The sequence below is a fragment of the Arthrobacter sp. Soil_C_60 genome (assembly GCF_057656375.1).
This window is the reverse complement of the sequence record NZ_JBDGKM010000001.1, coordinates 230,973-254,565: the sequence shown is the minus strand read 5'-3', so window position 1 is coordinate 254,565 and position 23,593 is coordinate 230,973. Positions and strand designations below refer to the sequence as shown.

Below are 23,593 nucleotides of genomic sequence, written 5' to 3'. Positions count from 1 at the left end.
ACCACCAAGAGTTTAGTCATTGGTTGTGAGAGATCACTACCGAAGCCGTTTGGCTACAGCTCCGTGATGGAACCGCCGGCGGCGGCAATCTTCTCAGCAGCACTGGCGGAGAAGGCGTGAGCCTTCACATCAACCTTGACGGTGATGTCGCCGGTGCCCAGAACCTTGACGAGCTGGTTCTTGCGAACCGCGCCCTTTTCGACCAGGTTATCCACGGTGACCTCGCCACCCTCGGGGAACAGCTCGTTGAGCTTATCCAGGTTCACAACCTGGAATTCCACCTTGTTCGGGTTCTTGAAGCCACGCAGCTTCGGCAGGCGCATGTGCAGGGGCAACTGGCCGCCCGCAAATCCTGCCTTGACCTGGTAGCGCGCCTTTGTACCCTTGGTACCACGGCCTGCAGTCTTACCCTTGGAGCCTTCACCACGACCAACACGGGTCTTGGCGGTCTTGGCGCCGGGGGCAGGACGCAGGTGGTGGACCTTCAGAGTGTTGTTCTCTTCTGCCATCTCTACTTCGCCTCCTCAACCTTTACCAGGTGAGAAACAGTGTTGAGCATGCCCACGGTCACGGCGTCCGCGTTACGGACAACGGTGTGTCCGATACGCTTCAGGCCCAATGAACGCAGCGTGTCGCGCTGATTCTGCTTGCCGCCAATGACGGACTTAATCTGGGTGATTTCCAACTGTGCATCAGACGCAACCAAGTTGTTACGAGTCGTCTGGATCATTACGCACCTGCCTTCTGCTGCTGCATTGCGCGGAGCAGGATCGGAGGAACAACCTCATCCAGCGGCAGGCCACGACGGGCTGCTACTGCCTGAGGCTCTTCGAGACGGCGCAGTGCGTCCACCGTTGCGTGCACAATGTTGATCGCGTTGGCAGAGCCGAGCGACTTCGAGAGCACATCGTGGACACCGGCGCACTCAAGTACGGCGCGGACCGGGCCACCGGCGATAACACCGGTACCGGCAGCGGCCGGACGGAGCATGACGACGCCTGCAGCGGCCTCACCCTGGACACGGTGAGGCACCGTGCCGCCGATGATCGGGACGCGGAAGAAGGACTTCTTGGCTTCTTCAACACCCTTGGCGATAGCTGCGGGAACTTCCTTCGCCTTGCCGTAACCAACGCCGACCAGGCCGTTGCCGTCGCCGACAACTACCAGAGCGGTGAAGCTGAAGCGACGACCGCCCTTGACGACCTTGGAAACACGGTTGATAGTAACGACGCGCTCGAGGTACTTGTCCTTCTCGGCATCGCGTGCGTTGTCGCGGCCACCACGGCCACCACGCTCGCCACGGCCACCGCGGTCGCCACGCTCTCCACGACGGCCGCCGCGGCGGTCATCCTGGGAAGAAGCAGCTTTATCGGCGGTACCCGCGGTTGCGGTGGTCTCAGTTGATTCAGTCACCTGAGTATCCTTTTCGTTATTCTCTGCGGTCACAGTGCCAGCCCACCTTCACGTGCGCCTTCGGCAACAGCTGCGACACGGCCGTGGTACTTGTTACCACCACGGTCGAAGACAACGGCCTCGATGCCGGCAGCCTTGGCGCGCTCGGCTACGAGCTCGCCAACGCGCTTGGACTTTGCGGTCTTGTCACCTTCGAATCCGCGCAGATCGGCTTCCATGGTGGAAGCCGAAGCCACGGTGATGCCCTTGCTGTCATCGACAACCTGAACGAATACGTGGCGTGCGGAGCGGTTGACTACCAGACGCGGACGGACCGCGCTGCCGGTGATGCGCTTACGGACGCGCAGGTGGCGGCGGCCGCGTGCAGCGGACTTGCTCTTACCCTTAATTCCGAGAGCCATGGTTACTTACCAGCCTTTCCGACCTTGCGGCGGATCTGCTCGCCTACGTAACGGATGCCCTTGCCCTTGTAGGGGTCCGGCTTCCGCAGCTTGCGGATGTTGGCAGCAACCTCGCCGACCTGCTGCTTGTTGATTCCCGATACAGAGAGCTTGGTCGGACCCTCTACTGCAAAGGTGATGCCGTCGGGGGCCTTGATGGCAACCGGGTGGCTGTAGCCCAAGGCGAACTCGAGGTCCGAGCCCTTGGCCTGTACGCGGTAACCGGTTCCAACGATCTCGAGGTTCTTCTTGTAGCCTTCGGTCACACCGATGATCATGTTGTTGATCAGGGTGCGGGTCAGGCCGTGGAGGGACCGGGATTCGCGCTCGTCGTTCGGGCGGGACACGGTCAGCGTGCTCTCGTCCAGGGCCACCTGAATCGGGGAAGCAACCGCGTGGGTCAGTTCTCCCTTGGTGCCCTTGACGGAGACAACGTTGCCGTCGACCTTAACCTCTACGCCGGCGGGAACGGTGATGGGGAGACGTCCAATACGTGACATTTTATCTCTTCCTTTCCGTTACCAGACGTAAGCGAGGACTTCGCCGCCCACGCCCTTCTTGCCGGCCTGACGATCAGTCATCAGCCCGGAAGAGGTGGACAGGATTGCGATACCCAGGCCACCCAGCACGTGCGGCAGGTTGGTGGACTTCGCGTAAACACGGAGACCGGGCTTGGAAATGCGGCGGATACCGGCGATAGAACGCTCGCGGCTCGGGCCGAACTTCAGTTCGATGGTCAGCTTCTTGCCAACCTCAGCTTCCTCTTCCTTCCAGCCGGCGATGTAGCCTTGCTCCTTCAGGATGTCGGCAACGCGTGCCTTGAGTTTGCTGTACGGCATGGACACGGATTCGTGGTAAGCCGAGTTTGCATTGCGCAGACGAGTCAGCATGTCTGCGACAGGATCTGTCATAGTCATTGTGGGCTCTTGCCCTTCCTCGTAACGGTTTCCTTGTTCCGGCAGGCTCAACCAGCGGAACGGGACCTTTTACGTAGTTGAATTAATCTTCGGTCTTGAACGGGAAGCCAAGCGCCTTGAGCAGCGCACGACCCTCGTCGTCGGTCTTTGCGGTAGTCACTACAGTGATATCCATACCGCGGACGCGATCGATCTTGTCCTGATCGATCTCGTGGAACATCGCCTGTTCGGTCAGACCGAAGGTGTAGTTACCATTGCCGTCGAACTGCTTGCCGTTGAGGCCGCGGAAGTCGCGGATACGGGGCAGAGCCAGGCTGACCAGGCGGTCAACGAATTCCCACATGCGGTCGCCACGCAGTGTTGCGTGCGCGCCGATCGGCATGCCTTCGCGCAGCTTGAACTGTGCGATGGACTTGCGGGCCTTGGTGACCTGGGGCTTCTGACCGGTGATCTGGGTCAGATCGCGCACAGCACCGTCGATGAGCTTGGAGTCCTTGGCGGCATCTCCAACACCCATGTTCACAACAACCTTGACAAGGCGGGGAACCTGGTTGACGTTGACGTAATTGAACTCGTCGCGCAGAGTCTGCTTGATCTCTTCTGCGTAACGGGTCTTCAGACGGGGGACGATCTTGGTGACGGTCTCAGTCATTAGAGATCCTTCCCGGAGCTCTTGGCAACGCGGATACGCACAGTGCGCTCACGGCCATCACGCTCGACGGTCTCGGTGCGGTAGCCAACACGGGTCGGCTTTTTGGTCTCGGGGTCAACAACGGCAACGTTGGAGATGTGCAGCGGGGCCTCTACGGTCTCGATGCCACCGGTCTTCGTGCCGCGCTGCGACTGACCGACCTTGGTGTGCTTGGTGACGGTGTTGACGCCTTCAACCAATACGCGGTTGGTCTCCGGGAAAACCTTGAGGACCTTGCCCTGCTTGCCACGGTCGCCGCCGCGTTCCTGCTTGGCACCGGTGATGACCTGAACCAGGTCACCCTTCTTGATCTTGAACTTTGCAGCCATGAACTACAGCACCTCCGGAGCAAGCGAGATGATCTTCATGAACTTCTTATCGCGAAGCTCACGGCCAACCGGGCCGAAGATACGGGTACCGCGGGGGTCACCGTCGTTCTTCAGGATCACTGCAGCGTTTTCATCGAACTTGATGTAGGAACCGTCCACACGGCGGCGTTCCTTCTTGGTACGAACGATGACAGCTTTGACGATGTCACCCTTCTTGACGTTGCCGCCGGGAATTGCATCCTTGACGGTGGCAACGATGACGTCGCCAATGCCTGCGTAGCGACGTCCAGATCCACCGAGAACGCGGATGGTCAAGATTTCCTTGGCACCCGTGTTGTCGGCGACCTTAAGCCGCGACTCCTGCTGAATCACTTATTACTCCTGTCGTCGCGCTGGTTCTCATCATGTGAGCCTTGCGGAACGGATATGGGATACCCCCACCCCGAGCTCCCCCTGCCCGCGCTCAAGCGCGGACCGAAGGCGGAAGTGGGAATTTGCCTATTCTGTCCATACGGAAAGGTGGATAGTCTTTCCAAACGGCACAGGCAAGATTACTAGTTTATTACTAAGACACCCCAGACGCGAAATTCACCGGATTTTCCCGAGAACTAAGCGGCCAGGGGCTCGTATTTTTCAAGAGGATCGCTCCCCTTCAAACCCAGTCCCGACCGGTTTGCGGCAACTGCCGGAAACCAGCTATGGGCGGGAAATCTAAGGGGTTGGGCCCGCCCGCCGAAACGGACGGGCCCAACCGTAAACCCTAGGGTCTACTTGGCCTTTTCGACGATCTCGACCAGACGCCACCGCTTGGTAGCGGACAGCGGGCGAGTCTCGGCGACGACGACCAGGTCGCCGATGCCGGCGGTGTTCTGCTCGTCATGGGCCTTGATCTTGGAATTCCGACGAAGAACCTTCCCGTAAAGGGCGTGCTTCTTGCGGTCTTCGATCTCGACGACGATGGTCTTATCCATCTTGTCCGAGACAACGTAGCCGCGGGCGGTCTTCCGGTTGCCACGAGCCTGTGCTGCTTCAGTCACAGATGCTTCCTTCTCACTCATTTGGCATCATCCTCGGCGGCCGGAGTCTCTGCTTCTTCTGCAGACTCAGCCTTCGTGGACTTCTTTGCCTTCTTCTCGGTCTTAGCTTCCTCAACGGGAGCTACGACCTCGGGGCGGATGCCCAGCTCGCGCTCACGCAGCACCGTGTAGATGCGGGCGATGTCGCGCTTGACTGCCTTGAGGCGGCCGTGGTTCTCCAGCTGACCGGTGGCGGACTGGAAACGGAGGTTGAACAGTTCCTCCTTGGCCTTGCGCAGCTCTTCTACGAGACGGTCCTTATCGAAAGTCTCGAGCTGGTCAGTTGCCAATTCTTTTGAACCAATTGCCATTTCTATTCACCACCTTCGCGACGCACAATGCGTGCCTTCAACGGGAGCTTGTGGATCGCCAGGCGCAGTGCCTCGCGAGCTACCTCTTCACTGACACCGGAGAGTTCGAACAGAACCCGGCCCGGCTTGACGTTGGCAACCCACCACTCCGGCGAACCCTTACCGGAACCCATACGGGTTTCGGCCGGCTTCTTCGTCAGGGGGCGGTCCGGATAAATGTTGATCCAGACCTTACCGCCACGCTTGATGTGGCGGGTCATAGCGATACGGGCTGCTTCGATCTGCCGGTTGGTGACGTATGCAGGCGTGAGCGCCTGAATACCCCACTCGCCGAAGCTGACCTGGGTGCCGCCCGTTGCAGCGCCGGAACGACCCGGGTGGTGCTGCTTACGGTGCTTGACTCGACGTGGGATAAGCATTTAAGCCTGTCCTCCTTCGGCAGCCGGAGCGGCAGCTGCTTCAGCAGCCGGAGCCTCGGCCTTGGGAGCTGCATCGGCCGAAGCCTGTGCAGGACGGTCATTACGACGACGGCGTTCGCCACCGCGGTCTGCCGCCGGGCCGCGGCCCGGACGGTCTCCGCCACGGCCACGGGACGGAGCTGCAGCCTGCTGCGCAGCCAGTTCCTTGGCAGTAACGTCGCCCTTGTAGATCCAGACCTTCACACCGATGCGGCCGAAGGTGGTCTTGGCTTCGAAGAAGCCGTAGTCGATGTTCGCGCGGAGGGTGTGCAGGGGCACACGGCCTTCGCGGTAGAACTCCGAACGGCTCATTTCGGCGCCACCCAGGCGGCCGGAGCACTGAACGCGGATACCCTTGGCGCCGGCCCGCTGTGCGGACTGCATGGCCTTCTTCATCGCGCGGCGGAAAGCCACGCGGGAAGTCAGCTGCTCGGCGATGCCCTGGGCAACGAGCTGTGCTTCGATCTCGGGGTTCTTGACCTCAAGGATGTTCAGCTGAACCTGCTTGCCGGTCAGCTTTTCGAGCTCGCCGCGGATGCGGTCAGCTTCTGCACCACGGCGGCCGATAACAATACCGGGCCGTGCGGTGTGGATGTCCACGCGGACACGGTCACGGGTGCGCTCGATCTCAACCTTGGCAATACCTGCCCGCTCCATGCCCGTGGACATAAGCTGGCGGATCTTGACGTCTTCGCGAACGAAGTCCTTGTAACGCTGGCCGGCCTTGTTGCTGTCAGCGAACCAGTGGGAAACGTGGTCGGTGGTGATACCGAGTCGGAATCCGTGCGGGTTTACTTTCTGTCCCACTTACTGGTCCTCCTCTTTCTCCGGGGTAGCGACAACAAGTGTGATGTGGCTGGTCCGCTTGTTGATGCGGTAAGCGCGGCCCTGGGCACGCGGCTGGAACCGCTTCATGGTCGGGCCTTCATCGACAAATGCTTCGCTGATATACAGGTCGCTCTCGTCAAAGGCGACGCCGTCACGGTCCGCGAGAACGCGGGCGTTGGCGACTGCCGATGCGAGTACCTTGCTGACCGGCTCCGAAGCTGCCTGCGGGGCAAACTTCAGAATTGCCAGAGCCTCATTCGCCTGCTTGCCACGAACAAGGTTGACGACGCGCCGGGCCTTCATAGGCGTCACGCGAATATGGCGCGCAATAGCCTTGGCTTCCATTGCTTTCCTTCTCTCGTCTTCTGCCGTACGAGCGAGCGCCTAGCGGCGCTTGCCCTTACGGTCGTCCTTCACATGGCCGCGGAAGGTCCGCGTCGGGGCGAATTCGCCGAGCTTGTGCCCGACCATCGACTCGGTGACAAACACCGGAATGTGCTTGCGTCCGTCGTGTACGGCGATCGTGTGCCCGAGCATGTCGGGGACGATCATCGAACGGCGGGACCACGTCTTAATGACGTTCTTGGTGCCCTTTTCGTTCTCTGCAGCTACCTTGACAAAGAGGTGCTGATCGACGAAGGGGCCTTTCTTCAGGCTGCGTGGCATGTCTCCAGGCTCCTATCGCTTGTTCTTGCCAGTACGACGGCGACGCACAATGAGCTTGTCGCTTTCCTTGTTGGGACGGCGGGTGCGGCCCTCAGGCTTACCGTTCGGGTTGACCGGGTGGCGTCCACCGGAGGTCTTACCTTCACCACCACCGTGCGGGTGGTCGACCGGGTTCATGGCCACACCGCGGACGGTCGGGCGAACGCCCTTCCAGCGCATGCGGCCGGCCTTGCCCCAGTTGATGTTGGACTGCTCGGCGTTGCCGACCTCACCGATGGATGCGCGGCAGCGCACGTCAACGTTGCGGATTTCGCCGGAGGGCAGACGGACCTGGCCGTACTTGCCTTCCTTGGCAACGAGCTGTACCGAGGCACCGGCGGAGCGGGCCATCTTGGCACCGCCGCCGGGACGCAGTTCAACGGCGTGGATAACAGTACCCACGGGGATGTTGCGCAGCGGCAGGTTGTTGCCGGGCTTGATGTCGGCGCTGGCGCCGGCCTCAACAACGTCGCCCTGCTTCAGCTTGGCTGGAGCAAGGATGTAACGCTTGGTGCCATCAACGTAGTGCAGCAGTGCGATACGGGCGGTGCGGTTCGGATCATATTCGATCTCGGCAACCTTGGCCGGTACGCCGTCCTTGTCGTGACGACGGAAGTCGATCAGACGGTAGGCGCGCTTGTGGCCACCACCCTTATGGCGGGTAGTGATCTTACCGGAGTTGTTACGGCCGCCCGACTTGGTCAGGGGACGAACCAACGACTTTTCCGGCGTCGATCGCGTGATTTCAGCGAAGTCGGCAACGCTAGAGCCTCGGCGGCCCGGCGTAGTCGGCTTGTGTTTACGGATTCCCATAGTTTATTTCCTCGTTAAAGTGGTCTCCGCTTAAGAAAGCGGACCGCCGAAGATGTCGATTGTGCCTTCCTTCAGGGTGACAATTGCGCGCTTGGTATTCTTGCGCTGTCCCCATCCGAAACGGGTGCGCTTGCGCTTCCCGGCACGGTTGATGGTGTTGATCGAGTCGACCTTGACGGAGAAGATTTTCTCCACGGCCAGCTTGATCTCGGTCTTGTTCGAGCGCGGGTCGACCAGGAAGGTGTACTTACCTTCGTCGATCAGGCCGTAGCTCTTCTCCGAAACGACGGGTGCAATGACGACGTCGCGGGGGTCCTTTACGGTGGTCGCGCTCACTTGGCGTCCTCCTTGTTGACGAAAGCCTCGTAGGCTGCCTTGGTGAAGACCACGTCGTCGGAAACCAGCACGTCGTAGGTGTTCAGCTGATCTACGTAGATCGTGTGAACTTCCGTGATGTTGCGCAGGCTCAGGGCCGCAACATCGTTGGCGCGCTCGATAACAACGAGCAGGTTCTTACGGTCAGAGACGGACCGCAGGGACTCGAGGGCACCCTTGGTGTTCGGCTTCTCGCCGGCAACCAGAGACTCGAGAACGTGGATGCGGCCGTTGCGTGCCCGGTCGGACAGGGCGCCGCGCAGGGCAGCAGCCTTCATCTTCTTGGGGGTGCGCTGGCTGTAATCGCGCGGGGTCGGACCGTGGACAACGCCACCGCCGGTCATGTGAGGTGCACGGATGGAACCCTGACGGGCGCGGCCGGTGCCCTTCTGCTTGAACGGCTTGCGGCCTGCACCCGAAACCTCGGCGCGGGTCTTGGTCTTATGCGTGCCCTGGCGGGCGGCAGCGAGCTGCGCGACGACAACCTGGTGCAGCAGCGGCACGTTGGTCTGTACGTCGAAGATCTCTGCAGGCAGATCGACATTTACAGTGTTAGCCATTGAACTAGGCTCCCTTCACAGCGGAACGGACGAGAACGACCGAGCCGCGGGCACCGGGAACGGCGCCCTTGATCAAGAGCAGCGACTTCTCAGTGTCCACAGCGTGAACGGTCAGGTTCAGCGTGGTGTGGCGGACGGCGCCCATGCGGCCGGCCATTTTGAGGCCCTTGAAGACGCGGCCCGGGGTGGACGCGCCACCGATGGAACCGGGCTTACGGTGGTTCTTGTGGGCACCGTGGGAGGCACCAACACCATGGAAGCCGTGACGCTTCATAACACCGGCGAAGCCCTTACCCTTGGAGGTACCGACGACGTCGACCTTCTGGCCGGCTTCGAAGGTCTCCACGGAGAGCTCCTGGCCCAGCTCGTAGGTGTCTGCATCTGAGGTGCGCAGTTCAACTACGTGGCGGCGGGGGGTGACACCGGCCTTCTCAAAGTGGCCAGCCAGCGGCTTGGACACCTTGCGGGGGTCGATCTGGCCGAAGCCGATCTGAACGGCGGTGTAACCATCAACATCTGCATTGCGCAGCTGAGTGATGACGTTGGAGTCAGCCTGGACGACAGTTACCGGCACAAGGCGGTTGTTCTCGTCCCAGACCTGGGTCATGCCGAGCTTGGTGCCCAGCAGTCCCTTTACCTGGCGTGTAGTGGTAGACATATTTATCCGCACTCCCCTACAGCTTGATTTCGATGTTCACGTCAGCAGGCAGGTCAAGACGCATGAGCGAGTCAACGGCCTTCGGCGTGGGGTCAATAATGTCGATCAGACGCTTGTGAGTACGCATTTCAAAGTGCTCACGGCTGTCCTTGTACTTGTGCGGCGAACGAATAACGCAGTACACGTTCTTCTCGGTGGGCAGCGGCACGGGGCCGACTACCGTTGCGCCTGCACGCGTGACCGTCTCAACGATCTTCCGTGCTGAAACATCAATGACCTCATGGTCATATGACTTCAGACGGATGCGGATTTTCTGTCCCGCCATGGCGTCTCCGCTCTCTTTCTCAGTGCTGCTCTGTTAATTTCCGGTCTGCGCCCCTCCGGCCGGATCAAGTCCGCACCTGGCGCTCCTCCAACAGACTGAATCCGGATATTTCCGGGTTCCTCACCCTGCCGAGGCTCCGACCCCCGCGCTCGGGCGTGTCGCGAATATTCTGCGCACGAACCCATGCAAAATTGGGGCGGGTTATATTTGGGCTTCTCCGCCTAGTGGAACCTGACCCTGGCCCCGGGCATTATCCCGGGCGGGACGCGGTTTCGCACGACGACATAAGGAAGCGCTTGAACAACTCATCTAGTGTGGCAGATATCGGCATGAAACGCCAATCTGCGCCGGGTTGCCGGGCATCTGCACCGGCCGGGTATACACTCCGGCCCGACGGGAACAACCAATGTGTTCCTTCCCAACCATAGCCATTTGGCTGCGGACGCCACAAATTGCCGTGACGCAGCCGTCGTGAAGTGAGATGCTTCTGATTATCGACGGCTCTTCCGGCCGCCGGCGGCTTGATCTAAGGACTTGATCATGGGCATGACACCGCAGAGCCTGGCAGCACTGATCCCGCCCGACTTCACGCTGGGAGTTGCCACGGCCGCCTTTCAGATTGAAGGTGCCGTGGCCGAAGACGGCCGCGGGCCCTCGGGCTGGGACGCCTTCTCCCAGCAGGAAGGCCACATCGTCAACGGTGACCGGGCCGACGTCGCCTGCGACCACTATCACCGGATGCCCCAAGACGTCGAGCTGCTGCACGCGCTCGGCGTCGACTCGTACCGTTTCTCTCTTTCCTGGCCGCGTATCCAGCCCGACGGCCGCGGTCAGGTCAACCAGGCAGGCATCGATTTCTATGACCGGCTCCTCGACCAGCTGCTCGAGCGCGGCATCTCCCCCATGTGCACGCTCTACCACTGGGACACCCCGCTGCCGCTCGAGCAGGCCGGCGGATGGCTCAACCGCGAGACCGCATATCGACTGGCTGACTTCGCCGGGCTCGCCGCGGAGGCCTTCGGTGACCGGGTCCACCGCTGGGTCACTATCAATGAACCCACCACCGTAACCCTCAACGGCTATGCCCTGGGGATCCATGCCCCGGGTTATCCGGGCCTGTTCGAAGCCTTGCCCGCGGCGCACCATATGATCCTGGCCCACGGACTGAGCGTCCAGGCACTGCGCAGCGCCAACGTCCCGGGCGAACTGGGCATTACCAATGTGTACTCACCCGTTGTCTCCGCCCGCGGCGGCTTTGCCAACGACCTGATGGTGGAACTCTTCGATATCCTGCACAACGCGATGTTCTCGGACCCAGTGCTGCTCGGCCGGTACTCGGACTTCAATCCGCTGCTGACGCCGTTCCTGCACTACCTCACGGATGTTTCCGCGGAAGACCTGGCGATCATGAGCCAGCCCTTGGACTTCTATGGCCTCAATTACTACTTCCCGACCCGAATCGCGCCCGGCCCGGGACCTAACACCGGCCCGCATGCAATCCCGGAGGGGGTTCCGGAGCATATGCTCGCAGACAGTCCGGACCTTCCCTTCCACATCACCGGTTGGCCTCAGTACGACCGCACGGCCTTCGGCTGGCCGATCGCACCGGAGTACTTGGCAGTGGCCCTGACGGAAATGGCCAACAGATATCCAGGGTTGCCCCCAGTCTTCATCACTGAGGGCGGCGCAAGCTTCCCCGATGTGGTGGTCCAGGATGCACTGACATCGGAGCCGCACGTTGCCGATGTAAACCGGATCAATTACCTCGGTGACCATCTGGCGGCTGCCTTGAATGCCACCGCACCCGGCGGGCCTGCCGAATCAATCGACCTGTGGGGCTATTACGTCTGGACGCTGATGGACAACTTCGAGTGGGCCGCCGGCTACAGCCAGCGTTTCGGGCTGGTTTACGTGGATTTCGAAACCCAGCAGCGCATTCCGAAATCCTCCTATAACTGGCTGCAGGAAATCACGTCGCTACGGGCAGCTGACACCAGCAGCCTCCGGCGCTGAGGTGCCGGCGACGGCAGCCTGCAGCCTCCAGCTCGGCACCGACCCGCGCTTTGCGTCTTGAACCCGTGCGCGCCTAACGTTCGCCGTCCTGGTTGGCGCGACGGATCCGCTTGGCCCGGTCGATTTCATGCCGAAAGTACTTGCGGCCCCACATGGCGGCGCCGGCCACGGCCACCACAATGCCGATTACGATCCAAAAGACTATCCACTCCATGGTTCGATCCTACTGCCGCTCCGTGTCCTGCTTACCGTGCCGCATCAATTTCCAGATGGCGAAGGCCAGCAGGGCCAATGCGGCGACGGCCAGCAGCAGGAAGGTAAAGCCGCGCATAAACCACAGCAGAGCCAGGGCAATACCCACCGCTCCCCACACGGTGAACAGTTTGCGCGACAGCATGACTCCCGCGACGAGCAGCCCGCCATGGCCCAGCAATGCCCAGACCTGCTTGCCGGCGTCGCTCAGAATGATCGTTCCGAAGCCGGACAGCGACAGCCCGCCGGCTGCGACGGCCAGCACAACCGTGCCGCGTTGATCCCGACCGCGGACGAACTCGTAGGCAGCCACCAGAGCGCCGGCAACCACCCACCATTGCAACGCCCAGAACGGATCGATCCAGCCCGCGGCAACCGCATAGAGACGTTGCACAGCGAGGACGAACACAAAGAAGGCCCCCTCAGCCGCCGCCTCGCGCACCCGCTCCGGAGTTTCGATCACGGCCAGAGCGGCCGCCACGATGATGGATAAGGACGCCGCAATAGCAGTGGGTCCGGGGAAAATGGCAAGCAATGAAACCAAGCCGAGCACACCAAGAGCCACACCGGTCAGGATGACAGCCCGCACCGGATCCGCATCTTCCCGTTCACGCAGCGTGAGCCGGAAGCCGTATAGCAGCACAGCCGCGAGCCAGGCTGCGGCCAGCCATTGTGCAGGCCCGCTGGCAAAGTCCAGCAATGCTGATTCCTGCAGTCGCTGCATCAATGCAAGCGCGGCTGCGAGGACTGAAACGGCACCACCAGCGTAAAGCCAAGGCAGCTGCTCGCGGTGCGAAAGTACGAAGAACAGCACCGCTGCCCCGAGCAAGGCCACCGGCGTCATCCAGGCATCTTCCACCAGCGACAACGCCAATGCCTCCAAAGTGAAAACAGCCGTGGCGGCAAGGAGTAGATAGCGCAGCCGCTGCCCCGGCCTGAACACGCGCAGAACTGCAGCAACGGTCCCGAACAGCAGTGCTGCCACCGAGCCGCCGTCCGCCGACAGCAGGGCCGGCAGCCATCCCGTTTCTGCCAGCGGAGCCGCATCGGTGACGGCGGCAACGAGCGCAGCCAGGCCGTACACGCTGACGTACCCGCTGGATCCGGCGCCCTGCCGCTGCCCGAACCGGGCGGCGGCAACGGCGATCAACAGGAGCAGCTGCAGTACGACGACGTCGCGCTGCGGCGCAGCAACTGCCGCGGCATATAGCCATGGCAGAACCGCCAGCAGGGCAAGCCCCAGCCACGCAGAAACTCTTTGCAGCCCGTACTCCCCCAGCCGCCGCCGGATGAGCAGCCGCGCGGTTTCCTGGAGTGCAGTTGTGCAGGCGACGAGGACGAAGAGCACATGGATGCTAACGTCCAGATCCTGCCCGATCAGTGCCACCAGTCCGGTCAGCGACAGCTGGGCTGCGAGCAGATACACGCCCTTACGCCCACGGTTGCGCAAGACGGCGGCCATGGCCGCGGCGTAAACCAAATCAACGCCGACCAGGATCTCGTATCCCCGGATGCCGAGGAATGATGTTCCAAGTAACGCCCCTGCGGCCAGGACGACGGGGGCCAGCGGCTCCATCAGTCCGACTGGCGCATCCAGCGTGGTCTCTGCCCGTCTTTCGGACTTGGCGGGATCGTGCCGAACCCGCGGCGTCAGCATAAAGGAAGACGCCACACCGGCGGCAGTCCAGGCCCAGAAGGCCGCGTACCCCAACTGGACGCCGCTGTCTTGAAGGCCCGGGTCTGCGGAGAGTTCCGCAGCTACGAGCCCGCAGGTGGGCCCGAAGCCTAGTGCCGCGGAGACGAGCACGGTCAGCCGGGGTGCCGCACTGCCGACGCCGCGGTCCAGCAGCACGGTGCTTGCGACCTGGTTCGTCACGAAGCCCAGCGCCAGGACGAGCAGGGCCGCTCGTCCTGTCAGATCCTGCTCCATGCCCAGCTGGGGCAGATGGGTCAGGGCCATGATCGGCAAGAGCAGCGTCGCCGCGGCACGTGCCGCAGACACGGCCCAAAGCCGTTCCTGCCCGGCCGATGCCCGGATGCGGGCCAAGAGATAGGCCAGGGCCAGACCCAGTAGCAGTTCCTGCCGCCACGGGTTATGCCACTCCAGCAGTACCACGGCTGAAAGGACAGGCAGCACTATCAACGGCTCAGTCCAGCCACGGAATTTCCACGCGATCGTGAAGGCGGAAGCGGCGAGGACCAGCAGCATGAGCACCGGCTCCGGCCCCGGCCTGCCTGCCGCGCCGATGCCATCAAGGATCTGGAGCAAGGTCAGCAGCATCTGGAGGACGACGACCGTTCCCAAATCAATACGGAAGATCGATTCGGCCGGGCCGGAACCGTCCGACGTCCGGTGCCGCACCCACGGTTGGTCCTTGAGGAACCGAAGCCAGACCGGGCCGAAAACCGCCATCGCCGCAGCCTGAAGCGCCAGCGCCGTGGCCACAGTGAACAACGCCCAGGGCCAGCTGCCGCCGGCGGCCACAACTAGATACATGGCAGCCAAAGTCACCGCGATGCGGAGCCCGTAGGTATTGGCCAGTTTGTCCTGCCCGCCGCCTGTGAACAGCATGGTCCCGTAGTATCCCGTCGCCATGGCGAGCAGCAGCGCGTAGTCTCCCGCCTGCAACTGGTCCCCCACGAAGAACGCGGCAAGCACGGCTAGAGGTGTGAGGTAACGGTGCACCTCTACCAGGGCCGCGGAATACACGCCGGGCATCCACCGGGGGCGGAAGTAGGAGACGAGGCTGGTCCCGACCGCCAGGGCAATGGAAAAGGTGAAGTACCAGACCAGCGCACCGCCCAGCACGGCCACAGCTGACCAAGCGATGGAGATAAAGAATGGCAAGCTCAGGTACGCAACCACCCGGCTTTGCATCCGCACGGCGGCGTAGGCGTAGGCCGCTGTGCCCACCAGTGCCGTAATCAGCCAGCTGCTGGCGGCATCGGCGAGGACGAAGTTGTACAGCGCCAGGCCTGCCACTGGCAGCAGTGCCAGTCCGGTACCGGTGAAGGCCATGCCGGCCGGGCGCAGCCGTGGTGCTCGCGAATAAACGCCCAAGCCGGCAGTGTAAAACAGCAGGGTCACGGCAAAAATCGTGACCGCCCGGGCACCGGCAGGCACCGCGGAGCCGATGAACAGCGCCGCCGCGGCCACGAGCAGCAGGCTCGCCGAGTAGAGGGTGATGTTGATATTGCGCAGGTCCCGTCGCTGCTTAGCCCGCACCCGCTTTCGTTCCTCCTCTTCGCGGTGACGCGCGGCCACTGCAGGATCGAGGACTGGAGTCTGCTCCGCCCTTCCGGGCGGAGCGATATCCGGCCCCAGAGCGTTCGGCACGGGGTGTTGCCCTGGCAGGGGCCCATATCCGGGCAGAGGTTGTCCCCGATGAACGCCGGGCTGCTGCCCGTCCAGAGGCACCTGCGGCATGTCCTGCGAAGGCGGGCTAAAAGCGGGACTGGGCTGCGCCGTCGTAGTCTGCGATGACGGCGCCAGTTGCGTGGGAACCGGTGGCGGCGGTGCTTCCCCAGCGGATGCAGCTGGAACGCCGGCCGGCTCCATTGCTGCCTGTGCATCAAGGAATCCCTGGCGGTAGCCCTCCTCATACACCTGGGCCGGCGGAGGCAGCTTGGCCGCCCAATTTCCCGGGGTTTCTCTGGCACCGGCATTGCGAAGGCTGATGAACCATCCCGCAACAAACGCCACGCCGGCCAGCACGATGACCGCAAATAGCTCCATATCCCCCGGACCTCTTCATTTTTTTGAGACTGTTCCGCCAGTATATGTAGCCGCTTGGCGGGGCAACGCAGCTGCATTCCATGGCTGTGGATATCCAGCAGCACGTCCGCCGGCAGGGCCGTTTCAAGCAGTCCGGTGCATGCTGAAATTTGTCGCTGTTGGGCCGGTCCGAAGAGCGCCGGAAAGACTATTCTGTAGGTGTCCGCACGCCGATTGCACGAAGGGAGTTGGACGCAGTGCTCAGCACTACCAAAATGACCGCGGTCCTGCCCGTGAAAGATCTGGACCGCGCACGCGATTTCTACGAGAAGTCCCTAGGTCTCGAACCCCAGGGCCTCATGGATGACGACACCTTCATTTTCTCCACCGACGGAGCTACCGCGCTCGAACTGCTGCGGCGGCCGGATGCCACTCCGTCGCAGAACACTGCCGTGAGTTTCGAGGTAGCCGATCTGGAAGCAGAGATGAAGGATCTTGAGGGCCGTGGCATCAAGTTCGAAGACTACGACCTGCCGGGTCTGAAGACCATCAACCACATCGCAACCAGCGACAATCTCCGCTGCGCGTGGTTTGCGGATCCGGAAGGCAACGTTCTCTGCCTCCACCAGCCCGTCTGAGAGGAGTCCTGCCAGCACGCACCACTCCGACCAGCCGGAAATATTCCGGATCAGCCGGGGCCCGCCAACGGGTGTTAAGACAGAAAACCCCCGCTGCATGAACAGCGGGGGTTTTCCTGGTCTCATTCCGGTGCAGTTGCACCGGGCCGATTATCCAAGAACCAAGTAATTACTTGATGATCTTGGTAACGCGACCGGATCCAACGGTGCGGCCACCCTCACGGATAGCGAAGCCGAGGCCCTCTTCCATAGCGATCGGCTGGATGAGCTCAACGGTCATCTCAGTGTTGTCGCCGGGCATAACCATTTCCGTGCCTTCCGGCAGGGTGATAACGCCGGTTACGTCCGTGGTACGGAAGTAGAACTGCGGGCGGTAGTTCGAGTAGAACGGGTTGTGGCGGCCGCCTTCATCCTTGGACAGGATGTAGACGTTGGCCTCGAAGTCGGTGTGCGGGGTGATGGAACCCGGCTTCACAACAACCTGGCCACGCTCTACGTCTTCGCGCTTGATACCGCGGAGCAGCAGACCACAGTTCTCGCCGGCCCATGCCTCGTCGAGCTGCTTGTGGAACATCTCGATACCGGTAACCGTGGTCTTCTGGATCGGACGGATACCGACGATCTCGACCTCGGAGTTGATGGCGAGGGTACCACGCTCGGCGCGGCCGGTAACAACGGTACCGCGGCCGGTGATGGTGAAGACGTCCTCGATCGGCATCAGGAACGGCTTGTCCTTGTCGCGGACCGGGTCCGGAACGTTTTCGTCGACGGCTTCCATCAGGTCCTCAACGGACTTGACCCACTGCGGGTCGCCTTCCAGAGCCTTCAGGCCCGAAACGCGGACTACCGGAGCGTTGTCGCCGTCGAATTCCTGCGAGCTGAGCAGTTCGCGAACTTCCATTTCGACGAGGTCGAGGAGCTCTTCGTCTTCAACCATGTCGGACTTGTTCAGCGCGACCAGCAGGTAGGGAACACCAACCTGGCGGGCCAGCAGAACGTGCTCGCGGGTCTGAGCCATCGGGCCATCGGTAGCGGCAACCACGAGGATTGCGCCGTCCATCTGAGCTGCACCAGTGATCATGTTCTTGATGTAGTCAGCGTGACCGGGGGCGTCTACGTGTGCGTAGTGGCGCTTCTCGGTCTGGTATTCGATGTGCGAGATGTTGATGGTGATACCGCGCTGGCGCTCTTCCGGGGCAGAGTCGATAGCTGCGAAGTCACGCTGCTCATTGAGATCGGGGTACTTGTCATGAAGCACCTTGGAAATAGCAGCGGTCAACGTGGTCTTACCGTGGTCAACGTGACCGATGGTGCCAATGTTGACGTGCGGCTTAGTCCGCTCGAACTTTGCCTTCGCCACGGGTTCCTCCTAGAACGTTTTGAGAAGAATTGCTCTTCGGTAACGCTTTTCGTTACCGAAACCTGAACAAGTCTACTTCGGGCTTTTGTATTTGGTGAAATTACAGATTTCTTCAGGTACCGGCAACTTGCCGTTACCCTCGGCCTGCGGTGCAGCGGGCCGTCCACCGGGGTGACCGGCCCACTGCGTTTGGTTTTGCCCCGGCGAACCGGGACGCTACCGAAATTTACTCGCCGCGCGTCTTCTGGATGATCTCGTCGGCAACTGCCTTCGGGACCTCAGAGTAGCTCTCGAACTGCATCGAGTACACAGCACGGCCCTGCGTCTTGGAACGCAGGTCGCCGATGTAGCCGAACATTTCGGACAGCGGCACGTTGGCGCGGACAACCTTCACACCCGAGGCATCTTCCATGGACTGGATCATGCCACGGCGGGAGTTCAGGTCACCGATGACGTCGCCCATGTATTCCTCAGGGGTACGTACTTCAACGGCCATCAGCGGTTCGAGCAGGACCGGGTTGGCGCGCTTGACGCCTTCCTTCAGCACCTGGGAACCGGCGATCTTGAACGCCATTTCCGAAGAGTCGACGTCGTGGTAGGCGCCGTCAAGCAGAGTGGCCTTCACGCCGACCAGCGGGTAGCCGGCCAGCACACCGAGCTGCAGGGCACTCTGGATACCTTGGTCCACCGAGGGAATGTACTCGCGGGGGATACGGCCACCAGTGACCTTGTTCTCGAATTCGTAGAAGACGCCTTCGGAAGTATCCAACGGCTCGAAGGCCACCTGGACCTTTGCGAACTGGCCGGATCCACCCGTCTGCTTCTTGTGGGTGTAGTCGACCTTGTCGACGGCCTTCTTGATCGTTTCGCGGTATGCAACCTGCGGCTTACCGACGTTGGCCTCAACCTTGAACTCGCGGCGCATGCGGTCCACCAAGATATCCAGGTGGAGCTCGCCCATGCCGCCGATTTCGGTCTGGCCGGTGTCTTCGTTCAGGCTGACGGTGAACGTCGGGTCCTCAGCGGAGAGCTTCTGGATAGCCGTGGACAGCTTCTCCTGGTCGCCCTTGGTCTTCGGCTCGATGGCCACGAAGATCACCGGCTCCGGGAAGGACATCGATTCGAGGACGATCGGGGCATCGGGAGCACACAGGGTGTCGCCGGTGGTGGTGTCCTTGAGGCCGATGACGGCGTAGATGTGGCCGGCATGCAGCTCGTCGACCGGCATTTCCTTGTTGGCGTGCATCTGGAACAGCTTGCCCAGGCGCTCCTTCTTGCCCTTGGTGGAGTTCAGCAGCTGCTGACCCGCCACGGCCTTACCGGAGTAGACGCGGATGAAGTTCAGCTGACCGAAGAACGGGTGCGCGGCGATCTTGAACGCAAGCGCGGAGAACGGCTCGTCCTCGCTCGGCTTACGCGTCAGTTCCTTTTCCTCGTTCTGCGGGTCGTGGCCGATCATCGACGCAACGTCCAGCGGGGAAGGCAGGTAATCGATGACAGCGTCCAGCATCGGCTGCACGCCGCGGTTCTTGAACGCGGAACCACAGAAGACCGGGTAGATCTCCGAGTTCACGACCATCTTGCGGATGCCGGCCTTCAGCTCTTCGATGGTGGGCTCTTCGCCCTCGAGGAACTTGTTCATCAGCTCATCGGAAGATTCTGCAACATCCTCGACCAGCTTGGCGCGGTATTCCTCGGCCTTGGCCTGCAGCTCCGCCGGAATCGGGCCGGTCTCGTAGGCAGCACCCATGGTGACGTCACCCTTGGCATCGCCGGGCCAGGTCAGGGCCTTCATGGTCAGCAGGTCCACGACACCGACGAACTCGCTCTCGGAGCCGATCGGCAGCTGCATAACCAGCGGCTTGGCACCCAGGCGGTTGATGATGGTGTCAACGGTGTAGTAGAAGTCCGCACCGAGCTTGTCCATCTTGTTGACGAAGCAGATACGCGGAACTTCGTACTTGTCGGCCTGGCGCCACACAGTCTCGGACTGCGGCTCGACGCCTTCCTTGCCGTCGAACACTGCAACGGCGCCGTCGAGGACCCGCAGGGAGCGCTCGACCTCAACCGTGAAGTCCACGTGGCCCGGAGTGTCGATGATGTTGATCTGGTTCTGGTCCCAGAAGCAGGTCACCGCGGCAGAGGTGATGGTGATGCCGCGTTCCTTTTCCTGCTCCATCCAGTCGGTCGTCGAAGCACCGTCGTGCGTTTCGCCGATCTTGTGGCTCACACCCGTGTAGAACAGGATGCGCTCCGTAGTGGTGGTCTTGCCGGCATCGATGTGGGCCATGATGCCGATATTGCGGACCTTATTAAGGTCGGTAAGCACGTCGAGTGCCACAGTTTCTCCCTTTTTAGGTGAGCCCCAACCAACGACGGCGGTGGGCAGCTGAGCCAGCCAGCCACCGTCGTCGGTAGAGGTTTTTTACCAGCGGTAGTGAGCGAAGGCCTTGTTGGACTCGGCCATCTTGTGGGTGTCTTCGCGACGCTTCACAGCGGCACCCAGACCGTTCGAGGCGTCCAGAATCTCGTTCATGAGACGCTCGGTCATGGTCTTCTCGCGGCGGGCCTTGGAGTAGCCAACCAGCCAGCGCAGGGCCAGAGCCGTGGCACGGCCCGGCTTGACCTCAACGGGAACCTGGTACGTGGCGCCACCGACACGGCGGGAGCGGACCTCGAGGGTGGGCCGGACGTTGTCCATGGCCTTCTTCAGAGCGGCAACGGGATCGCCGCCGGTCTTGGTCTGGACACCTTCAAGGGCACCGTAAACGATGCGCTCTGCGGTGGACTTCTTGCCGTCGACCAGAACCTTGTTGATCAGCTGGGTGACCAGGGGGGAACCGTGGACGGGATCTACAACTAGCGGCCGCTTGGGGGCCGGACCCTTGCGGGGCATATTACTTCTTCTCCATCTTCGCGCCGTAGCGGCTACGAGCCTGCTTGCGGTTCTTCACGCCCTGGGTATCGAGTGCACCACGGACGATCTTGTAGCGGACACCCGGCAGGTCCTTAACACGGCCGCCGCGAACGAGCACGATGGAGTGTTCCTGCAGGTTGTGGCCTACACCGGGGATGTAGGCGGTAACTTCGATGCCACCGTTGAGGCGGACACGGGCTACCTTACGAAGAGCGGAGTTCGGCTTCTTCGGGGTGGTGGTGTAAACGCGGGTGCAGACGCCGCGCTTCATGGGGCTGCCCTTAAGCGCGGGCGCCTTGGTCTTATTGACCTTGGGTGTGCGGCCCTTGCGGACCAGCTGGTTAATCGTAGGCACTTACGTGATCTCCGTTTATCTAGGCTTTGCCCCGCCACTTTTGCGAGGCCAGGCACTTTCCAGTCGTCTCCACGCCTACTGCGGATTGAAACGACCGTAGGCATGCAAAGGTGTGGCATTCACCGCGCAAGAACCCCGCGGACCGGAAACAGGCTCCATCCCAAAATTCCCAACCTGCGGAAACTTCGGAACGGCCTTCATCCACTGCCACACAAAACAATCGGGTAATAGTCTATCAGAGATTAACGAAGCATCTGACAGCAGGTTCACTGCGCCTCTTCAATGGCTGCCAGCAGCTCTTCCTCAAGCCGGGGCGCCAGCGTCTTCATGTAGGTCCTGGTGATGTGGTTCTTGTCGGCGTAGAGCAGCACGTTGCCGATCACCGCGGGGCAGGAATCCTCCCCGCAGAAGGCGTCCGAGAGATCCAGCACCCGCGCTCGGGGTGCCAGTTCCGCGGCTTCCCGCGTAAGGTCCTGGTCGTCGAACCCTTCGCTGCGCGGCTGGTTGCACTCCTGCGGTTCCTCATAGGACTGCGCGACACAGTCCGGGGCTATGGCCCCTTCGCGCGGCCGGGGAGTATCAATCAGGGGATAGACCTCGATCCCGGCGTCGGCCAGCGCGTTCCAGTTCTCGGCAAAGCCGGCAGCTCCCGGGCGGTGTCCGGTACCGGAATCCACGAAGTTCACGTTGGCATAGTAGGAGGTCACGACGGCGTCCACGTCTCCCCTGTCGATGATCCGGTCCAGGGTTTCGCGGTTCGGCTCGGTGCACTGCAGGTCCTCGTCCCGTTCGGCCACCCGCATTTCCGTGGTGAAGGGGCACGAGTTGTGCAGGTACGTCACCACCCGCCAGTCCTGTTTTTCGGCAACCGGCTCCAGCGCGGCAAACCATTGCGCGGCGTGCGAGTCCCCGACCAGCGCCACGGTCTTCGCCGCGTCCTCGTCCCCGAATTCGCATTCCTTCGTCTCCGGATCCGATGCCAGCGAGGCGCAGTCGCCGACGTCGAAATTATCTTCCTTCGCCAGACTGGGGTCCGGCACGATCACCTCGGAGTCAGCGGCGAACGCACGGTCCGCGGCCGGCGACATTGCCTCGGCGCCGAAGTCCTCCGGAGGCGCGGCCAGCAGTGCCGATGTCTGGACTGCGCGTTCCGCCAGGATCCGCTCCTGCTGGTTGCCCGGAACGAAGGCCAGCGTACCCACCAGCGCGGTGGCCGCTGCTCCCGCGGCCAGCGGGCGCCAGGCCTGGGTATTGAGCCAACCGAACCGGCGCACCGGGGTTTCCACATAGTAGTAGCTCAGCGCGGCCAGGCCGAAGGATCCCGCCAGGAGCACCAGGCTGGCCACCGGCCCGGGCTCGCCGCCGGCCACCGTCTTGTAGAAGACGATCAGCGGCCAGTGCCACAGGTAGAGGGAGTAGGAGATGTTGCCGGTCCACTGCACCGGCTTCAGGTCCACCAACCGGTGCAGCGACAGCTCTCCGCCGGTGCGTCCGGCGGCAATAATCGCCATGGTGCCCAGGACCGGGAGCAGCGCGGCTGTGCCGGGAAAGGGCGTCGAACCGTCCAGCAGGAAGGCCGCTGCCAGGATCATGGCCAGGCCCGCGGCCGCCAGGACGCTGCGCAGATGCGGCAGGCGGTCCGTGTAGGTCAGGGTGAGTGCCAGCAGCCCGCCAAGCCCGAGCTCCCAGATCCGGGTAGGCGTAATGAAGTAGGCAGCCGGGCTGCCGCCTGCGGTGTACCAGATCCCGAAGACCAGCGAGGCCGCGGTGACCATCGCGAAGAGCAGGCCCACACAGCGGGTGACCGAGTAACTCGCACGGCGCAATTGCCCGCCGGCCTGCAGTCGCGCGTTGGACTTGCGGACCAGGTAGGCCGCCAGCAGGACCAGCAGCGGCCAGAACACATAGAACTGTTCCTCCACAGCAAGCGACCAGAAGTGCTGGAGCGCGGTGGCGGATTCTGTGGCGGCCAGATAGTCCACCGAGTTGGAGGCCAAGGCCCAGTTCTGCACGTAGAAGGTGGAGGCCAGCGCCTGGATGCCGATCTGCGGCCACTGCGTCATCGGAGCGATCATCAGTGTGACCACCAGGACAACGACGACGGTGAGCAGCGCCGCGGGCAGGATGCGCCGGATGCGGGCGCCCCAGAAGTGGCGCAGCGAGACGGTACCCGTTCGGGCCACCTCGCGCAGCATGTGTCCGGTGATCAGGAAACCGGAAATGACGAAGAAAACGTCGACGCCGACAAACCCGCCCGGCAGCCACCGCGGCTCAAGGTGGTAGACCACCACCATCAGCACCGCCAGCGCCCGCAGGGCCTGGATTTCGGGCAGGAACTTGCGTACTTTTCCTTCCGCCTGTTTGGTCTCCATGAGTGCTAAGTCAGTCATGCCCAGGTAAACAAACGGTGCACTCGACATGAACGCGGCATACTTCTGCTAGTT

The 23,593-nt window shown here is 62.1% G+C and carries 29 protein-coding genes; 2 read left to right on the top strand and 27 right to left on the bottom strand.

Translation table 11 applies throughout. The features are described from left to right. Nucleotides 1-53: 53 nt before the first annotated feature. The 20 genes from rplO to rpsJ all read right to left on the bottom strand — a co-directional run bounded on the left by rplO (nt 54) and on the right by rpsJ (nt 9,899). Complete coding sequence (rplO, locus tag AC3A4M_RS01280) at nt 54-509, bottom strand: 50S ribosomal protein L15 (protein WP_498731109.1); 456 nt, start codon at nt 507-509, stop codon at nt 54-56. Between the two features lie 2 nt (nt 510-511). Beyond that, nucleotides 512-730, bottom strand: a complete 219-nt coding sequence (gene rpmD / locus AC3A4M_RS01275; protein WP_139005753.1) for a 50S ribosomal protein L30 — start codon at nt 728-730, stop codon at nt 512-514. Further along, nucleotides 730-1,446 carry a 30S ribosomal protein S5 gene (rpsE, locus tag AC3A4M_RS01270; protein WP_498733344.1) on the bottom strand — a complete coding sequence of 239 codons (717 nt, stop codon included), beginning with the start codon at nt 1,444-1,446 and terminating at the stop codon, nt 730-732. The genes rpmD and rpsE overlap by 1 nt, the downstream gene beginning before the upstream one ends. Next, complete coding sequence (gene rplR / locus AC3A4M_RS01265) at nt 1,443-1,814, bottom strand: 50S ribosomal protein L18 (protein WP_074701300.1); 372 nt, start codon at nt 1,812-1,814, stop codon at nt 1,443-1,445. The genes rpsE and rplR overlap by 4 nt, the downstream gene beginning before the upstream one ends. Before the next feature lie 2 nt (nt 1,815-1,816). Beyond that, nucleotides 1,817-2,353, bottom strand: a complete 537-nt coding sequence (rplF, locus tag AC3A4M_RS01260; RefSeq protein ID WP_074701299.1) for a 50S ribosomal protein L6 — start codon at nt 2,351-2,353, stop codon at nt 1,817-1,819. Nucleotides 2,354-2,371: 18 nt separating this feature from the next. After that, nucleotides 2,372-2,770: a 30S ribosomal protein S8 gene (gene rpsH, locus AC3A4M_RS01255; RefSeq protein WP_074701298.1), complete on the bottom strand. Its 399-nt coding sequence runs from the start codon at nt 2,768-2,770 to the stop codon at nt 2,372-2,374. 82 nt (nt 2,771-2,852) lie between these two features. Then, nucleotides 2,853-3,422, bottom strand: coding sequence for a 50S ribosomal protein L5 (gene rplE, locus AC3A4M_RS01250; RefSeq protein WP_074701297.1), 570 nt, complete (start codon nt 3,420-3,422; stop codon nt 2,853-2,855). Next, nucleotides 3,422-3,790, bottom strand: a complete 369-nt coding sequence (gene rplX / locus AC3A4M_RS01245) for a 50S ribosomal protein L24 (RefSeq protein ID WP_074701296.1) — start codon at nt 3,788-3,790, stop codon at nt 3,422-3,424. Before rplX ends, rplE begins: the two co-directional genes overlap by 1 nt. A gap of 3 nt (nt 3,791-3,793) precedes the next feature. Then, complete coding sequence (gene rplN, locus AC3A4M_RS01240; RefSeq protein ID WP_074701295.1) at nt 3,794-4,162, bottom strand: 50S ribosomal protein L14; 369 nt, start codon at nt 4,160-4,162, stop codon at nt 3,794-3,796. A gap of 395 nt (nt 4,163-4,557) precedes the next feature. After that, nucleotides 4,558-4,848 (bottom strand): 30S ribosomal protein S17, encoded by a 291-nt coding sequence (gene rpsQ, locus AC3A4M_RS01235; protein WP_074701294.1) that lies wholly within the window; start codon nt 4,846-4,848, stop codon nt 4,558-4,560. Further along, nucleotides 4,845-5,177, bottom strand: coding sequence for a 50S ribosomal protein L29 (gene rpmC, locus AC3A4M_RS01230; protein ID WP_498733340.1), 333 nt, complete (start codon nt 5,175-5,177; stop codon nt 4,845-4,847). Before rpmC ends, rpsQ begins: the two co-directional genes overlap by 4 nt. A 2-nt stretch (nt 5,178-5,179) precedes the next feature. Then, a complete protein-coding gene (gene rplP / locus AC3A4M_RS01225) occupies nt 5,180-5,596 on the bottom strand; it encodes a 50S ribosomal protein L16 (RefSeq protein WP_074701292.1) in 417 nt (138 codons plus the stop codon). Further along, nucleotides 5,597-6,442, bottom strand: coding sequence for a 30S ribosomal protein S3 (rpsC, locus tag AC3A4M_RS01220; RefSeq protein ID WP_498733338.1), 846 nt, complete (start codon nt 6,440-6,442; stop codon nt 5,597-5,599). Further along, on the bottom strand, nt 6,443-6,808 hold the full coding sequence (gene rplV, locus AC3A4M_RS01215; protein WP_074701290.1) for a 50S ribosomal protein L22: 366 nt from the start codon (nt 6,806-6,808) through the stop codon (nt 6,443-6,445). Nucleotides 6,809-6,847: 39 nt separating this feature from the next. Continuing rightward, complete coding sequence (rpsS, locus tag AC3A4M_RS01210) at nt 6,848-7,129, bottom strand: 30S ribosomal protein S19 (RefSeq protein ID WP_074701289.1); 282 nt, start codon at nt 7,127-7,129, stop codon at nt 6,848-6,850. 12 nt (nt 7,130-7,141) lie between these two features. Then, on the bottom strand, nt 7,142-7,981 hold the full coding sequence (gene rplB, locus AC3A4M_RS01205) for a 50S ribosomal protein L2 (protein ID WP_074701288.1): 840 nt from the start codon (nt 7,979-7,981) through the stop codon (nt 7,142-7,144). A gap of 30 nt (nt 7,982-8,011) precedes the next feature. Continuing rightward, complete coding sequence (rplW, locus tag AC3A4M_RS01200) at nt 8,012-8,317, bottom strand: 50S ribosomal protein L23 (RefSeq protein ID WP_074701287.1); 306 nt, start codon at nt 8,315-8,317, stop codon at nt 8,012-8,014. Then, nucleotides 8,314-8,916, bottom strand: coding sequence for a 50S ribosomal protein L4 (gene rplD / locus AC3A4M_RS01195; protein WP_074701286.1), 603 nt, complete (start codon nt 8,914-8,916; stop codon nt 8,314-8,316). The genes rplW and rplD overlap by 4 nt, the downstream gene beginning before the upstream one ends. 4 nt (nt 8,917-8,920) lie before the next feature. Continuing rightward, a complete protein-coding gene (gene rplC, locus AC3A4M_RS01190) occupies nt 8,921-9,574 on the bottom strand; it encodes a 50S ribosomal protein L3 (protein ID WP_139005742.1) in 654 nt (217 codons plus the stop codon). 16 nt (nt 9,575-9,590) lie between these two features. After that, a complete protein-coding gene (gene rpsJ, locus AC3A4M_RS01185; RefSeq protein ID WP_003803825.1) occupies nt 9,591-9,899 on the bottom strand; it encodes a 30S ribosomal protein S10 in 309 nt (102 codons plus the stop codon). Nucleotides 9,900-10,439: 540 nt separating this feature from the next. Here rpsJ and AC3A4M_RS01180 point away from each other — a divergent pair. After that, complete coding sequence (locus AC3A4M_RS01180) at nt 10,440-11,912, top strand: glycoside hydrolase family 1 protein (protein ID WP_498733334.1); 1,473 nt, start codon at nt 10,440-10,442, stop codon at nt 11,910-11,912. 73 nt (nt 11,913-11,985) lie between these two features. On the opposite strand, the gene AC3A4M_RS01175 is transcribed toward AC3A4M_RS01180, so the two are convergent. After that, nucleotides 11,986-12,126 (bottom strand): hypothetical protein, encoded by a 141-nt coding sequence (locus AC3A4M_RS01175; RefSeq protein WP_498733332.1) that lies wholly within the window; start codon nt 12,124-12,126, stop codon nt 11,986-11,988. A 9-nt stretch (nt 12,127-12,135) separates the two neighbouring features. Further along, nucleotides 12,136-15,900 carry a hypothetical protein gene (locus tag AC3A4M_RS01170; protein ID WP_498733330.1) on the bottom strand — a complete coding sequence of 1,255 codons (3,765 nt, stop codon included), beginning with the start codon at nt 15,898-15,900 and terminating at the stop codon, nt 12,136-12,138. A 236-nt stretch (nt 15,901-16,136) separates the two neighbouring features. Between AC3A4M_RS01170 and AC3A4M_RS01165 the strand changes: the two genes are divergently transcribed. After that, a complete protein-coding gene (locus AC3A4M_RS01165) occupies nt 16,137-16,517 on the top strand; it encodes a VOC family protein (protein WP_498731103.1) in 381 nt (126 codons plus the stop codon). 169 nt (nt 16,518-16,686) lie between these two features. Here the strand turns inward: AC3A4M_RS01165 and tuf are convergent, their stop codons facing one another. From tuf to AC3A4M_RS01140, 5 genes are all read right to left on the bottom strand, one after another. Continuing rightward, nucleotides 16,687-17,877 (bottom strand): elongation factor Tu, encoded by a 1,191-nt coding sequence (gene tuf, locus AC3A4M_RS01160; RefSeq protein ID WP_139005740.1) that lies wholly within the window; start codon nt 17,875-17,877, stop codon nt 16,687-16,689. Nucleotides 17,878-18,103: 226 nt separating this feature from the next. Next, entirely contained in the window at nt 18,104-20,218 is a 2,115-nt protein-coding gene (gene fusA, locus AC3A4M_RS01155; RefSeq protein WP_498733327.1) for an elongation factor G, read from the bottom strand. Nucleotides 20,219-20,302: 84 nt separating this feature from the next. Beyond that, on the bottom strand, nt 20,303-20,773 hold the full coding sequence (rpsG, locus tag AC3A4M_RS01150; RefSeq protein WP_139005738.1) for a 30S ribosomal protein S7: 471 nt from the start codon (nt 20,771-20,773) through the stop codon (nt 20,303-20,305). 1 nt (nt 20,774) lies between these two features. Continuing rightward, the gene (gene rpsL, locus AC3A4M_RS01145) at nt 20,775-21,149 is read right to left on the bottom strand and encodes a 30S ribosomal protein S12 (RefSeq protein WP_264668642.1); all 375 of its coding nucleotides are present in this window, start codon (nt 21,147-21,149) and stop codon (nt 20,775-20,777) included. A 266-nt stretch (nt 21,150-21,415) separates the two neighbouring features. Further along, the gene (locus AC3A4M_RS01140) at nt 21,416-23,539 is read right to left on the bottom strand and encodes an acyltransferase family protein (RefSeq protein WP_498733325.1); all 2,124 of its coding nucleotides are present in this window, start codon (nt 23,537-23,539) and stop codon (nt 21,416-21,418) included. Nucleotides 23,540-23,593 lie beyond the last annotated feature (54 nt).